The organism is Pedobacter sp. PACM 27299 (genome assembly GCF_001412655.1).
Classification (GTDB): Bacteria; Bacteroidota; Bacteroidia; order Sphingobacteriales; family Sphingobacteriaceae; genus Pedobacter.
The window spans coordinates 692,571-707,215 of sequence record NZ_CP012996.1; the positions used below are offsets into that span (position 1 = coordinate 692,571).

At 41.8% G+C, this 14,645-nt stretch carries 11 protein-coding genes; 9 read left to right on the top strand and 2 right to left on the bottom strand.

All coding sequences use genetic code 11. The annotated features are described in order from the left end of the window. Positions 1-117: 117 nt before the first annotated feature. From AQ505_RS02875 to AQ505_RS02900, 6 genes are all read left to right on the top strand, one after another. Positions 118-576, top strand: a complete 459-nt coding sequence (locus AQ505_RS02875) for a MarR family winged helix-turn-helix transcriptional regulator (RefSeq protein WP_062546791.1) — start codon at positions 118-120, stop codon at positions 574-576. Continuing rightward, positions 557-2,962: a 3-hydroxyacyl-CoA dehydrogenase/enoyl-CoA hydratase family protein gene (locus AQ505_RS02880; protein WP_197286291.1), complete on the top strand. Its 2,406-nt coding sequence runs from the start codon at positions 557-559 to the stop codon at positions 2,960-2,962. Before AQ505_RS02875 ends, AQ505_RS02880 begins: the two co-directional genes overlap by 20 nt. Positions 2,963-2,987: 25 nt before the next feature. Further along, positions 2,988-4,166, top strand: a complete 1,179-nt coding sequence (locus tag AQ505_RS02885; RefSeq protein ID WP_062546793.1) for an acetyl-CoA C-acyltransferase — start codon at positions 2,988-2,990, stop codon at positions 4,164-4,166. Between the two features lie 9 nt (positions 4,167-4,175). Next, positions 4,176-5,966: an acyl-CoA dehydrogenase family protein gene (locus tag AQ505_RS02890; protein WP_062546794.1), complete on the top strand. Its 1,791-nt coding sequence runs from the start codon at positions 4,176-4,178 to the stop codon at positions 5,964-5,966. Between the two features lie 129 nt (positions 5,967-6,095). Further along, positions 6,096-6,575 (top strand): FKBP-type peptidyl-prolyl cis-trans isomerase, encoded by a 480-nt coding sequence (locus AQ505_RS02895; protein WP_062546795.1) that lies wholly within the window; start codon positions 6,096-6,098, stop codon positions 6,573-6,575. A gap of 10 nt (positions 6,576-6,585) precedes the next feature. Then, positions 6,586-7,494, top strand: coding sequence for an FKBP-type peptidyl-prolyl cis-trans isomerase (locus tag AQ505_RS02900; protein WP_062546796.1), 909 nt, complete (start codon positions 6,586-6,588; stop codon positions 7,492-7,494). Between the two features lie 15 nt (positions 7,495-7,509). Here the strand turns inward: AQ505_RS02900 and AQ505_RS02905 are convergent, their stop codons facing one another. Both AQ505_RS02905 and AQ505_RS02910 read right to left on the bottom strand, forming a co-directional pair. Beyond that, positions 7,510-8,817, bottom strand: coding sequence for a cryptochrome/photolyase family protein (locus AQ505_RS02905; RefSeq protein ID WP_062546797.1), 1,308 nt, complete (start codon positions 8,815-8,817; stop codon positions 7,510-7,512). A 45-nt stretch (positions 8,818-8,862) separates the two neighbouring features. Further along, positions 8,863-9,774: a TIGR01777 family oxidoreductase gene (locus AQ505_RS02910; protein ID WP_062546798.1), complete on the bottom strand. Its 912-nt coding sequence runs from the start codon at positions 9,772-9,774 to the stop codon at positions 8,863-8,865. Between the two features lie 151 nt (positions 9,775-9,925). On the opposite strand from AQ505_RS02910, the gene AQ505_RS02915 reads away from it, so the two are divergent. The 3 genes from AQ505_RS02915 to AQ505_RS02925 all read left to right on the top strand — a co-directional run bounded on the left by AQ505_RS02915 (position 9,926) and on the right by AQ505_RS02925 (position 14,641). Further along, positions 9,926-11,218: a DASH family cryptochrome gene (locus tag AQ505_RS02915; protein ID WP_062546799.1), complete on the top strand. Its 1,293-nt coding sequence runs from the start codon at positions 9,926-9,928 to the stop codon at positions 11,216-11,218. A gap of 80 nt (positions 11,219-11,298) precedes the next feature. Beyond that, positions 11,299-11,784, top strand: a complete 486-nt coding sequence (locus AQ505_RS02920) for a hypothetical protein (protein ID WP_062546800.1) — start codon at positions 11,299-11,301, stop codon at positions 11,782-11,784. Between the two features lie 64 nt (positions 11,785-11,848). Next, the gene (locus AQ505_RS02925) at positions 11,849-14,641 is read left to right on the top strand and encodes a 2-oxoglutarate dehydrogenase E1 component (protein ID WP_062546801.1); all 2,793 of its coding nucleotides are present in this window, start codon (positions 11,849-11,851) and stop codon (positions 14,639-14,641) included. Positions 14,642-14,645 lie beyond the last annotated feature (4 nt).

The window sequence follows — 14,645 nt, forward strand, 5'->3', positions numbered from 1 at the left end:
TTTTCTGTGTGTTTATCTCTCCTGTCTTTCTTGCTGCTGAAATAAAATAATATTTTTTTTCTTTGCTTGCATTTGATTTATTTATTCGATAGCTTTGTTATGCAAGCATAGTAATTAATGAAACAACAAGAGACAGTAGATTATTTCCTGAAAGTGGTTTGGCAGAACGTTTCCAACACTTATAATCAGATCGCTTCCGGGTTCGGAATCACGCAGGCCATTGGCTATGTGCTGATCAATATTGAGAAAGAAGGGACTGCGGTTTCTAAGCTGGCCGGTTTGCTCGGGGTGAAGGCTACCAGTTTATCAAGAATGCTAAACAATATGGAAGAACAGGGGTTAATATATCGGGAGACTTCGATCGGTGATAAGCGGTCGGTAAAAGTTTTCCTGACCGATTTAGGCAGGGAGAAAAGACTGCTCGCAAGAGAAGTGGTGATCTCTTTTAATGAATACCTGAACAAGCATTTTAGCAATCAGGAAAAAAATAACCTAATCTCGTCCTTACAGAAACTGAATAAACTTACACTGGCATATAAAATTCCTACTGAAAATTATGAACAAGAAGATAAATAGAGTAGCAGTATTGGGCTCAGGTATTATGGGTTCACGTATTGCTTGTCACTTTGCGAACATTGGAGTTGAAGTACTTTTATTGGACATTGCACCAAAGGAACTCAGCGCAGAGGAGCAGTCGAAAGGACTGAGTCTGGACCATCCTGCAGTTAAGAATCGAATTGTAAATGCAGCATTGCAGAATACGGTGAAAACTAATCCTTCACCTGTTTACAGCAAAAAGGTCTTGAATAAAATCACAACAGGGAACTTTACGGACGACATGTCAAAGATCGGCTCTTACGACTGGATCATTGAGGTGGTGGTAGAAAACCTGGACATCAAAAGAAAAGTATTTGAACAGGTAGAGCAATTCCGTAAACCGGGATCATTGGTCACTTCGAATACTTCGGGAATCCCGATCCATTTAATGGCTGAAGGAAGATCTGATGATTTTAAAGCCAATTTCTGCGGAACTCACTTCTTTAACCCGCCTCGTTACCTGAGGTTGCTGGAAATCATTCCTACACCGGATACCCATCCGGAACTGGTGGATTTCTTAATGCATTACGGAGATAAATTTTTAGGAAAAACGACGGTACTATGTAAGGATACCCCGGCATTTATTGCCAATAGGGTAGGTGTATACTCCATTATGGCTTTACTGCATCTGGTAGAGAAAATGGACCTGACTGTAGAAGAAGTTGATAAATTTACCGGTCCTGCTTTAGGCAGACCAAAATCGGCGACTTTCCGTACCACTGATGTGGTGGGATTAGATACCATGATTAAAGTTTCTAAAGGACTTTATGACAATTGTCCGGAGGATAAGGCACATGAGCTGTTTAAGCTTCCTGCTTACGTAGAGAAAATGGAAGCCAACAACTGGTTGGGCGATAAAACAAAACAAGGTTTTTATAAAAAAACAAAAACCGCAGATGGCAAAACAGAAATTTTAGCGCTAGACTTAAAAACCCTGGAATACCGTCCTCAGGAGAAAGTGAAATCGGCTACGCTGGACACCACCAAATCTATCGAGAATGTAAAAGACAGGATGAAAGTTTTTGCCGCAGGAAAAGATAAGGCCGGAGAATTGTTCCGCGCTTCTTTCTTCGGATTGTTTGAATATGTATCGGATCGCATTCCGGAAATCTCTGATGAGCTATACCGCATTGATGATGCCATGCGTGCCGGCTTTGCCTGGGATTTAGGCCCTTTCGAAGTTTGGGATGCCGTAGGCATTGCCGATGCAATTGAAGGTATGAAAAAATATGGCCATGAGGCTGCGCCTTGGGTGCATGAAATGCTGGCTGCCGGACATACTGCTTTCTATAAAGTTGAAGGTGGCGTAAAGAAATATTATGACATCCCTTCGAAAAGCTATAAAGCAGTTCCGGGAACAGAGGCCTTTATCATTCTTGATAATTTAAGGGCAAATAAAACGATCTGGAAAAATGGCGGTGCTTCTATCATTGATCTTGGTGACGGTATCCTGAATGTTGAATTCCATTCTAAAATGAATACGATTGGCGGCGATACATTACAGGCGATCAATAAAGCAATAGACCTTGCGGAAAAAGAATACAGAGGGGTAGTGATCGGAAACGATGGCGCCAATTTCTCTGCCGGTGCAAATGTGGGCATGATTTTCATGATGGCGGTAGAGCAAGAGTGGGAAGAGTTAAATCTGGCCATCCGTATGTTCCAGAATACTTCGATGCGCATCCGTTATTCTTCGATTCCGGTAGTAGTTGCTCCGCATAATTTAACACTTGGCGGTGGCTGTGAATTTAGTTTACATGCGGACCATGTGCAGCTGAATGCCGAAACTTATATGGGCTTGGTAGAGTTTGGCGTTGGGGTGATTCCTGGCGGCGGCGGTACCAAAGAGTTCGCTTTGCGTGCTTCCGATGAATATAAAGAAGATCAGATTGTACAAAATGTATTAAAAGACAGGTTCCTGACCATCGGTATGGCGAAAGTTTCCACTTCCGCTGTTGAAGCCTTTGAACTGGGTTATCTGCAGAAAGATAAATATTCGATTTCGATGAACAGAAGCCGATTGATCGCCGATGCGAAAGCAAAAGCAATTGAACTGGCAGATGCAGGATACACGAAACCAGTACCTCGTAAAGACATCAGGGTGTTGGGTAAACAAGGTTTAGGCATTGTTTATGCCGGCGCAAACACGATGTATTCCGGTCATTATATTTCTGAACACGATAAGAAAATCTCTGAAAAATTGGGTTGGGTGATGTGTGGTGGAGATCTTTCCTCGCCAACAGAGGTCACAGAACAGTATTTGCTGGATCTGGAAAGGGAAGCCTTCCTATCGCTTTGCGGAGAACGTAAAACACTGGAGCGAATTCAAAGTATTGTGACCAAAGGGAAACCTTTAAGAAACTAATTTTTTTCTATTAAAAGACACAAACATGCAAGAAGCATATATTATAGCAGGATATCGTACCGCAGTGGGCAAGGCTCCCCGTGGTGTATTTCGTTTTACCAGAGCTGATGATTTAGCGGCAGATGTGATCAGACAGCTAGTGGCCTCAGTGCCTAATCTGGATACGACACAAATTGATGATGTGATTGTTGGAAATGCAACTCCTGAAGCAGAACAAGGCCTGAATATCGGTCGTATGATCTCGCTGATGGGATTGGATACCGATAAAGTACCGGGCGTAACAGTCAATCGTTATTGCGCTTCAGGATTGGAAACTATTGCAACAGCAGTGGCAAAGATCAAAAGCGGTATGGCAGATTGTATCATTGCCGGTGGTGTAGAAGTAATGTCGGGCATGCCTTTTGGTGGTTGGAAAGTTGTTCCTAATCCTGATGTGGCAATGAAAAACCCGGATTGGTATTGGGGAATGGGCTTAACCGCAGAAGCAGTGGCCAATGAATATAAAGTAAGCAGGGAAGATCAGGATGCTTTCGCCTTTCAATCGAACATGAAAGCGGTGGAAGCGATCAAAAACGGTCATCTGAAAGCTGGCGTTGCGCCGATCAGGGTAGTAGAAAATTACCTGGACGGCAATATGAAAAAGAAGACACGCAGTTATGTGGTGGATACTGATGAAGGACCAAGAGCGGACACTTCTCTGGAAAAACTGGCCAAATTGAAACCTGTTTTTGCAGCGGATGGCAGTGTGACTGCCGGTAACTCTTCACAGACTTCTGATGGTGCAGCCTTTGTACTGGTCGTTTCTGAAAAGAAAATGAAAGAATTAGGCGTAGAGCCGATTGCTCGGTTAGTGAGTTATGGCATTGCTGGTGTTCCACCAAGAATTATGGGTATTGGACCGATTGAAGCGATTCCGAAAGCTTTAAAAATGGCAGGTATGAAACTGGAAGAACTGGACCTGATCGAACTGAATGAGGCTTTCGCTTCACAGTCTCTGGCCGTGATCCGGACTTTAGGTATCGATGCTGAGAAGGTAAACGTGAACGGTGGTGCCATTGCACTTGGACACCCGCTAGGTTGTACCGGTGCTAAATTATCAGTGCAATTATTTAATGAATTGAAACGAAGGGATCAGAAATATGGTATGGTAACCATGTGCGTGGGTAGCGGACAAGGTGCTGCCGGAATTTTCGAAATGCTTTAATAAAATATTATGGAAACTACAGACAAAAAAACAATTAAAGGTGGAGCGTTTTTAATTACAGAAACCAATTACCAGGATGTATTTATTCCTGAAGAATTTGATGAAGAGCAGCAAATGATTGCACAGACCTGCCGCGATTTTCTAGCAACAGAAGTGTATCCAAACCTGGATCGTATCGACACCCAGGAAGAGGGCTTGATGCCTTCGTTAATGGATAAAGCTGGTGCACTCGGTATATTAGGGGTTTCCATTCCTGAAGAATTTGGTGGCTTTGGCAAGAATTTCAACACTTCGATGCTGGTTGCTGATGTGATTGGTGCTGGTCATTCCTTTGCTGTAGCACTTTCTGCACATACAGGAATCGGTACATTGCCTATCTTATATTATGGAAATGAAGCGCAGAAAGCGAAGTACATTCCTAAACTGGGAACCGGCGAATGGAAAGCAGCATACTGCTTAACAGAACCTAATTCTGGTTCGGATGCCAATTCTGGAAAAACTAAAGCAAAGCTTTCTGAGGATGGGAAACATTACCTGATCACTGGTCAGAAAATGTGGATCACGAATGGTGGTTTTGCTGATATATTTATTGTGTTCGCTAAGATTGATGACGATGCCAATTTAACTGCTTTCATTGTAGAGCGTGATTTTGGGGGCATAACCATGAATCCGGAGGAGCATAAAATGGGAATCAAAGGTTCTTCTACCAGACAGGTATTCTTCAATGATTGCCCGGTTCCAGTAGAAAATATGCTTTCTGAACGTCAGAACGGCTTTAAGATTGCCGTGAACATTTTGAACATTGGCCGTATTAAATTGTCGGCAGCAGCGATTGGTGCTTCAAAAGCAGTGATTGATACCGCGATTAATTATTCAAACGAAAGAATTCAATTTGACCGTCCGATTTCTAAATATGGTGCCATCAGGTATAAATTAGCAGAAATGGCGGCAAAAGTGTATGCTGTAGAATCGGCCAACTATCGCGCAGGTCAGAATATTGACGATGCGTATGAAAGATTGGTTGCGGGAGGAATGGATGCGAGTAAAGCCAAACTGAAATCTACCGAAGAATATGCGGTAGAATGTGCAATCCTGAAAGTTTGGGGTTCTGAAGCATTGGATTACGTAGTAGACGAAGGGGTGCAGATTTATGGTGGTATGGGGTTCTCCGCGGAAGCGCCAATGGACCGTGCATATCGTGATGCTAGGATCAACAGAATCTTTGAAGGGACGAACGAAATCAACAGGTTATTAACAGTAGATATGATGTTGAAGCGCGCCATGAAAGGTGAGTTGGATTTGATGACGCCTGCTACTGCTGTAGCTGCAGAATTAATGTCTATCCCTGAATTCGGAGAAGAAGATGACGCGTTATTCGCGGCAGAAAAGAAAATTATTAAAAATCTGAAAAAGGCGACTTTAATGGTGGCGGGTGCTGCGGTTCAGAAATTGATGATGAGCCTTTCTAAGGAGCAGGAGATTTTGATGAACATTGCAGATATGGCCAGCTATGTTTATGTAGCAGAATCAGCGATGTTGAGAACAGAAAAGTTGGTGAGCCTTCGTGGTGAAGCCGCTTGTGAAGGTCAGCTGAACTTAATGCGTATCTATTTTGTGGAGGCGGTTGATGCTTTGCAAAAAGCGGGTAAAGAAGCTTTATGGGCATTTGCTGATGGAGATGAGCAACGCATGATGATGGTAGGTTTACGCCGTTTCACTAAAATGGAAGCCTTCAATGTGAAAGAAACCCGTCAGAAGGTTGCACAGCAAGTAATTGCTGCCAATAAATATTGCTATTAAGGTATATATTCATAATTAAACTGAACGCTCTTAATCTGATTAAGGGCGTTTTTTTTGTGGTCCCTTTTCTATTTGTTAAAATTGGTTAAAAATTGCGGCATCGCCAATAAAAGACTATTTTTGTCTATTATGTTAAAAAACAAGATTTTGCTGTTGTCGTTTTTGCTATGCGGTTTATTTGCTGCATGTGAGAAGACTCCTCCTTACGACTCGGAGAAACAGTTGGAATTGGACGCGATAACGATACAAAAATATAAGGACAGTACCAGAACAACTTTTACGGTAGACCCTTCTGGTTTGAATTATCAAATTACGGCCGTAGGGACAGGAACAGTGTTCCCAAGATTAGAAGATAGTCTGGTAGTGTATTTTGATGCCCATGTGTTAAAGTCAACGGCGTCTTTTCAGACGATTCCGGAAACAGATTCGGTGACGGTAAAGCTTGCTGATGCGATGAAAGGCTGGCAGATCGGCCTTCCGAAAATCACTAAAGGAGGCCAGATCAGGCTGATCATTCCCTCTGCTTTAGCTTACAAGGATTTTTCCGGCGCCAAAATTCCGCCATTTGCCATATTAGATTATACCATTACCCTAAAGAATATAAAATAGAAAATACAAAATGATTAAAAAGTTATCACTTTATACCATTGCCTTGCTGGCGACCATCGTTATTTTTAGTTCCTGTAAAAAGGAGTATGAGTCAGTTCAGACGATAGATGATACTAAACTGGCGGACTATTTCGCAAAAAACAACATCAATGCAATTGCGGATTCTGCTAAAACCGGTTATTTTTATGTGCCTGCACAGCCTGCTGGAAGTACAGATGCCAACAACTATAAACTGACGGATTCTGTGCGTTACCGCATCACAGTATCAGCATTTTCTAACGGAGCTGTATTTGCGACGACGCCTACTTATCGTAATGAAGGACAACGGGTGGGTACCACATTTGGATTTTTCGGTAAATCTATTCCTGCCATCTCTCAGGTACTTAGAAAGTTAAATCCTGGTGCAACGGTAAAAATTTACCTGCCTTCTTACCTGGCTTTTGGTAGAAATGGATTGCCATCTGTAGGCATTGCTTCAAATGAAATTATCGTAGTATCAATTACTACTTATAAAGAAAGTCAAGCGGTTCTGAATGATGGACTGATACAGGCTTATTTAGCAGCGAATTCAATTACTAATGCGGTTAAAGATCCTTCTGGCATATATCTGCAAACCACTACAGTGGGCACAGGAACAGAGGTCATCAACCAGAATTCTTTAGTGAACTTCAGTTATGTATTGAAGAGTTTAGACGGTGGCCTGAATCAGGAAGCCAGCATGACTTCTATGCCTAAAAAGTTAATTCCAGCATTTAGAATTATGCTGCCAAAATTCAGTAAAGGTTCTAAAGTAAGGATGTTTATTCCTTCCGGACTGGCTTATGGAAATGCGTTAGTCACTGATCCTAATGGTGGTGAGTCTATTCCTCCAAATTCAAACCTGGATTACAGCGTAGAAGTATTAGAAGTAACCAACTAAAATATAATGGCGGCATTATTCATTTAATGCCGCTTTAAAAACTTTCAAGACCCTTTCTCTGGCAAAAGCATGTTCTACCATTGGTAGGGTGTGCTTTAATTGTTTATAGGCAGGAACCCAACGGTCTACATATTCCAGCTTCGGGTCAAATTTCTTCAGCTGAAGTTCCGGATTAAATACCCTGAAATAGGGCGCAGCATCATTTCCTGATCCGCAAGCCCATTGCCATCCACCTACATTGCTGGCCATTTCATAATCCAATAGTTTTTCTGCAAAATAAGCTTCTCCCCATCGCCAGTCGATGAGCAAATGTTTACATAGGAAACTGGCTACCACCATACGTACACGATTGTGCATGTATCCGGTTTGGTTGAGCTGCCTCATACCCGCATCTACTAAAGGATAACCGGTATTTCCCTGGCACCAGGCCTCAAATTCATCTGGATGGTTTCGCCATTTGATCAGGTCGTATTTAGGTTTGAAGGATTTGGTTACAGTATGTGGGAAATGAAATAAAATCATCTGGTAAAAATCTCGCCAGGCCAGTTCCGAAAGCCATTTTGAAGCGTTTTGTTCCAATGCCGTTTTTGCGGCTTTCCGGATACTAATGGTACCGAAACGCAGGTGCATGCCAATATGGGAGGTCGCATCCGCTGCCGGAAAATCTCTGTTGAGTTCATAACCATCCAGCTTGTCTTCAAACTCTTTTCCTGGAAATGGCTGATTGCTTTTTTCAAATCCCAGGTCATTTAAGGTAGGGATTGGAAATGCTGCACCTGGCCAGAAGTTGTTGAAATATTTTTCGGTAGGGTAGGCGCGGAGGTAAAAGTTGTTGAGCTTTTGCTGCCACTGTCTAAAATAAGGCGTGAATACAGTATAAGGAAGACCATCTGCTTTGGTGATTTCATTTTTTTCGAAAATCACCTGGTCTTTGTAGCTGTAAAATTGAATGTTGGCTGTTTGTAGCTGTTCTTTGATGTCTGCATCTCTTTTGATGGCATCAGGTTCATAATCCTGATTGCAATACACAGCATTGATCTGATGGGTTTGAATTAACGCTGCCCAGATGTCTGCTGGTTTGCCGTGTTGAATCAGGAGGGAAGAACCCTGGTTTTTCTGGAGCTGATCGCTGAGCGTACTCAACGTTTGATGGAGGAAATTGACCCGGGCATCTTGTTTATTGGCCAGTTTGCTCAGGATATCCGTATCGAAAATGAAAAGCAGCAGCACCGGATAATCGCCTTTTAGAGCATGGTAAATGGCTGCATTGTCTTCCAGTCGCAGGTCTCTTCGCAACCAGCAGATGTTAATTTTAGGCTTCATATCGGGCATTTGAACGTTTAATGAGGGGTGGTTCGTTTTTTCTTCCTATTTAGTCTGGTAAATATCGGCTAAAGCCAGCTCTAATTCCGAATATTTAAACTTAAATCCGGTATTGAGTAGTTTTTGAACACTGGTATTATTGCTGCTCAAAACCACTGCAGAAAGCTCTCCAAGGATGATTTTTAAAACAAATTCAGGTACGTTAACCGGCCATACCGGTCGATGCAGCTGTTTGGCAATCGCTTTGGTAAGCGTGATATTGCTGACCGGATGTGTTGCCGCTGCGTTGTAAGCACCGATATAACTATCATTTTCTGCGGCAAGTGTAAACATTTCCAGGATGTCATCCAGGTGTACCCATGGCACCCATTGTTTGCCATTGCCCAGACCTGCGCCGAAGAAGTAACGAATTGGCTGTTCTATTGCTTTTAATGCCCCACCCTCTTTTGCAAGGATGACGCCAATCCTCCATTTTACGACTCTGATCCCCATGGATAGTCCTTGATCTGCTGAGGCTTCCCATTTCGCGCAGCATTCTGCGAGAAACCCGCTGCCATTCGGACTTTCTTCGGTTAGGACTTTGTCGCCCGCATCTCCATAATAACCAACTGCTGCTGCAGAAATAAAGGTTTTAACAGGGGCGTTGTGTTCTTTTATAGTTTTATATAATAGCTGAGCGGATAATACACGGCTGTCGATGATTTTTTTCTTGCGGGCAGCAGTCCATTTTTCTCCGGCAATATTTTCCCCTGCGAGGTGGATGACGGTGTCTATGCCCGACAAACATTCCGGATCTATTTTGGATTTGTAGACATCCCATAAATATACTTTCACATCTTTGATGGGGGTTGCTTTTCTAGAGAGCACCGATACTTGATGACCTTTTTCTATTAAAATTGGGATGAGCTTTTTGCCTACCATCCCGGTAGCTCCGGTAATTAGAATGTGCTTATTCATAATTAAATAACCAATAATTGTGTGATTAGTTTAGTTATCGCAATTAATCTTCAAATGTTTGTTGCGGTTATGTAAATATTACTTTAGTAATTCGTACTAAGCTAAAAATTCGTATATTTTTGTGGAATTGATATTTAATTGACCTTCCTTAATGAAATCTAAAAGAATACTAGTCTGGTTTAGAAACGATCTTCGATTACACGACAATGAAATGTTGGTTGAAGCACTTGCTAAATCTGAAAGTATTTTACCGGTTTATTTTTTTGATCCTCAATATTTTCACGAAACCAGGTTTGAAACTTTGAAAACCGGTATCCATCGGGCAAAGTTTTTATTGGAAAGTGTGGCTGCCTTAAGGTTGTCTTTTCAGCAGCTTGGCGGAGATATTCTACTGATTCAGGGAAGTCCGGAAGAATTCATGACAAAACTACTGGAAGATTTTGATATTTCTGAAGTCTACCACCATCGCGAGGTCGCGCCTGAGGAAACTTCCATCTCTACCAGAATGGAGGATCTTTTATGGAAGCAGAAGATCAATTTAAAACACTTCATCGGTCATACCTTATATAATAAGGAAGACCTTCCTTTTCCAATCAAGGATATTCCAGACGTTTTTGCACAATTCAAGAAGAAGACAGAGCGTGATGCTATAGTAAAGGCTTGTTTTTTAAGTCCGGAGGAGATCAGTTTTGTTGAAAATGAAGATTGGGGTGTTTTGCCAACGCTTGCTGATTTAGGATTTGAAGTACAGCCAGATGATTTTCCTGATGGGGCACAGATCGGCGGTGAGGATGCTGGATTAGCACACCTTAAGGAATTGCTGCTGGAAGGGGCAGAAATTCATCAAAAGCCAGTAAAAAACACAGGTGATAAGCAAGGTTTTGCTTCCAGATTATCGGGATGGCTGTCCTTAGGCTGTCTATCACCAAGAAAAGTATACTGGAAGTTGAAGGATGCGGAAGCAGAATTTGGCGGCAATGGAAATTTTAATCAGATTTTGCTGGGCTTATTGTGGCGTGATTATTTCCGTTTTATGTTTAAAAAACACAGTATTGCCTTTTTTCAGGAACCTGAAGATTTTGAAAAAGAATTTTTTAGTCCGACGGAAATTGGGCATCCTGACTTGCTGAAATGGAAAAATGGAGCTACGGGACACCCGATTATTGACCGCTACATGCAGGAACTGAATGTGCAGGGGTATATTACCCATACCGGGCGTTTATTGGTGGCCACTTATCTGATTCATGTTTTAAAAATCCACTGGACCAATGGTGCAGTTTATTTTGAGGAAAAACTGATTGATTATGCGCCGGCTAGTAATTGGGGTAACTGGGCAAATGTTGCCGGAGTAGGCAAGGACCTGAAATCGAAAAACACTTTCGATCTGGATAAGCAGATTAAGCTCTTGGAGACCGCGGTTTCTGATGCAGCTTCTATGGCTTAAATCCTGAAACAAAGGCAGTCTTCTTTTGTGGGATTAAAGCACATACCACCCGGGTATGGGAGCTGGTGGTTTTTCCTTTTATGAAGAAACTGGGCCTGCTGTGGCAAAGCGGAGCAGTTGATCCTGCACATGAACATTTTGCCTGCGATCTGATCCCTGAGCGGATCATTATAGAGCTCAATAAAGTGGGGCAGCCACCGATTTTAAAAACCAAGAAATTCCTACTTTTTCTGCCTCAGGCTGAAATGCATGAAAATGGCCTGCTTTTTGCAAAGTATTTAGTGAAAAGCCGGGGGCATGAAAGTTTGTACCTCGGATTGGAAACTCCTTATTCAGATCTTAAAAAAGTTGCAGACTCGTATCGGCCGGATTTTGCTTTTACTGTTTTAACTTCTTTAAATCTGGGGAAAAATATTAATAAAATTATAGGTAAAGTTATGGATCACCTCAACGTGCCCCTATTAGTGACAGGCAGTTTAATCTCTGAATTTGATGTCCTTGTACAGGATCGGCTTACGCCGCTAAAGAATGTCCGTGATATGACGGATTTTTTGGAATATTTATAAAGAAAATTGCCTTACTTAATAGGTAAAATCCTAATTTTGCTTCAATATAGCATATTCACACATAATGGATAATTTATCTTATCTCAGCGGCGAAAACGCCGAATACGTAGAGTCCCTTTATCAAGCATTTAAGGAAGATCCCAATTCGGTTGAATTTGGTTGGCAGAAATTTTTTGAAGGCTTTGACTTCGGGAGAAGCTCATCTCCGGTTACAGGAGAAGAAACCCCTGAACATTTCCTAAAAGAAGTTAGTGTTTTAAACATGATCAACGGTTACCGTCAGCGTGGCCATTTGTTTACACACACTAACCCGGTTAGAGAAAGACGCAAGCACTTGCCAACTTTAGATCTGGTAAATTTCAATTTGTCTGACGCTGATCTTGATACTGTATTCAATGCAGGTATTGAGCTGGGCATCGGAGCGGTTAAATTAAGCGAAATTGTTGCTTTCTTAAACCAGACTTACTGCCGTTCGATCGGTGCGGAGTACAAGTACGTACGTACTCCTGAAGTATTGTCATGGATTGAGAAAAAAATGGAGAGTGTTCGTAATACGCCTAATTTCTCTATTGAGGAGAAAACAAGGATCCTGACTAAATTGAATGAAGCTGTATGCTTTGAGAACTTCCTGGGTACAAAGTTCCTGGGGCAAAAAAGATTCTCTTTGGAAGGTGCTGAGGCATTGATTCCGGCATTGGACTCTGTGATTGAAAAAGGTGCCGCTTTAGGTATTGAAGAGTTTGTGATTGGTATGGCGCATCGTGGAAGGCTGAACGTTTTGGCCAACATTATGCAGAAATCCTATAAAGATATTTTTGCTGAATTTGAAGGTAAAGGATATAGCGCAGAATCTCCGTTTGGTGGTGATGTGAAATATCACCTGGGTTATTCTACGGATGTAACCACCAACAATGGCAGCAATGTTCACTTGAGTTTATGCCCTAACCCTTCGCACCTGGAAACAGTAAACGGAGTGGTAGAAGGGATGACCAGGTCGAAAATTGATTTCAAATATGATGGTGATGATGCTCGCATTGCACCAATCCTGATTCATGGTGATGCTTCTATCGCTGGTCAGGGAATTGTTTATGAAGTCATTCAGATGGCAGGACTAGACGGTTATAAAACTGGCGGTACGATTCACCTGATCATCAACAACCAGATCGGTTTCACGACGAATTATAAAGATGCCCGTTCGAGTACTTACTGTACAGATATTGCTAAAGTAACCTTATCGCCAGTTTTCCATGTAAATGGAGACGATGTTGAGGCCTTGGTTTATGCAATTAACCTGGCTATGGAGTACCGTCAGAAATATAAAAATGATGTGTTCATCGATATTTTATGTTACCGCAGATTCGGTCATAATGAGTCGGATGAGCCTAAATTTACTCAGCCTTTATTATACAAAGCTATTGAGCAGCATGCAAATCCTCGTGATATCTATGTTGATCAGCTGGTTAAAGAAGGTAAATTAGAAGCATCTGCTGCGAAAACAATGGAAAAAGATTTCCGTGGTATTCTGCAAGGCTGCTTAAATGAAGCAAAAGCGATCACTTCTACGTATCAGGATGTGAAATTTGGTGGCGCATGGAAAGACATGCGTATTGCTACCGTGAAAGATTTCGAAGTTTCTCCGGATACTTCAGTAGATGAGGCGACTTTACTAAGCGTTGCAGAAAGCATCAGTACTTTGCCTTCAGACAGAAAGTTTTTCAAGAAAATTGAGAAGCTTTTTGATGAGCGCAGCAAAATGGCAAAAACTTCTCATGTGTTCGATTGGGCAATGGGTGAGCAATTGGCTTATGGTACCTTATTAAACGAAGGCAAACGTGTTCGTTTAAGCGGTCAGGATGTAGAAAGAGGAACTTTCTCTCACCGTCATGCCGTATTAACTTTAGAAGATTCTGAAGAAGAATACATCCCATTGGCGAATGTTTCTAAAGATCAGGCTTCTTTTGATATTTACAATTCACACTTGTCTGAGTATGGTGTATTGGGTTTTGAATATGGTTATGCCATGGCAAATCCAAATGCATTGACGATTTGGGAAGCACAATTTGGTGATTTCTTTAACGGTGCTCAGATTGTAGTTGATCAATATATTGCCAGTGCAGAAACTAAATGGCAGCGTGAAAATGGTTTGGTGATGTTATTGCCTCATGGTTATGAAGGTCAAGGTCCGGAACACTCTTCCGCACGTATTGAGCGTTTCATGGAGCTTTGTGCAGATTATAACATGCAAGTAGCCAACTGTTCAACACCAGCGAATTTCTTCCATGCGATCCGCAGACAATTTAAACGTGATTTCAGAAAGCCATTGGTGGTATTTACGCCGAAAAGTCTTTTACGTCACCCTGCCTGTGTATCTAAATTAGCCGATTTCACGGAAGGTAAGTTCCAGGAAGTAATTGACGATGCAAATGTGAAAGCTGCTGAAGTAACGAGAGTATTGTTCTGCAGTGGTAAGATCTATTATGAGTTGTTAGAAAAACAACAAAAAGAAGCGATCAATCAGGTAGCTATTGTAAGGGTAGAGCAATTGTACCCAACGCCAGTAGCACAGATGGAAGCGGTTTATGCGAAATATAAAAATGCAACTGAAGCGGTTTGGGTTCAGGAAGAGCCTGAAAACATGGGTGCATGGCCATATTTGTTACGTAGACTAAGAAAAACTATCTTTAGTGATATTGAAGTGATTTCAAGAAAAGAAAGCAGCAGTACAGCTTCTGGTTTTGCAAAACAACATGCTGATCAGCAAGCGTATATTTTAGCTAAATCTTTTGAATTACCTGTTTCTAAAGGAGATAAAGACATCGCTAAAAAGTCTGTGAGTAAAGTATATAATGTAGATTAGAAAA